Origin of the sequence: Microbacterium testaceum (assembly GCF_020781835.1) — a bacterium.
Lineage (GTDB): Bacteria > Actinomycetota > Actinomycetes > Actinomycetales > Microbacteriaceae > Microbacterium > Microbacterium testaceum_H.
Window position 1 is genome coordinate 1 of record NZ_JAJGNJ010000049.1, and the last position, 479, is coordinate 479.

General features: G+C 69.7%; 1 protein-coding gene. It reads right to left on the reverse strand.

Going from position 1 to position 479, the window contains the following annotated elements; genetic code table 11:
* On the reverse strand, positions 1-479 hold a 479-nt coding region (locus LL239_RS18230), incomplete at both ends, for a hypothetical protein (RefSeq protein ID WP_228164614.1).

Genomic DNA, 479 nt, shown 5'->3' on the forward strand with positions numbered 1-479 from the left:
TAGATGGACCCGGCGAGCTCGCGGGTCGCCGCGGCGCGCTGCTCGAAACCGACGACCTCGGCGTACGTCTCCGGCTCGGCCTTCTTCCACGCGTCCTCGTCGAGGACGGTCTTCGTCTTCGGGGTGAAGGTGAGGGATGCGTGGGATCCCTCCCGGCGGAGTACGTCGGTCGGGTTCTGCTCCGCGATCCACGCGTCAATCACGGGGCGGGCGGCCTTCTTCAGCGCCTCCCCCTCGGCGGCGATCGCGAGGCCGCGGGCGTACTGTGCGAGCGCTTCGTCGACCTCGTCGGGGAGCCCGTTGATCGACGGGGCGCCGGACGCCCGCCACGCAATGAAGTCGTCGGCCTGGCGGGCGAGGATCGCGATGCGGTCGTCGTCACGCTCGATCCACCGGTGGTGAATGCGGTCCTCGCCTTCGACCATCCACGCGTACAGCCACCACCGGAGGCCCGTCACCCACATGCCGAATTGGCACTG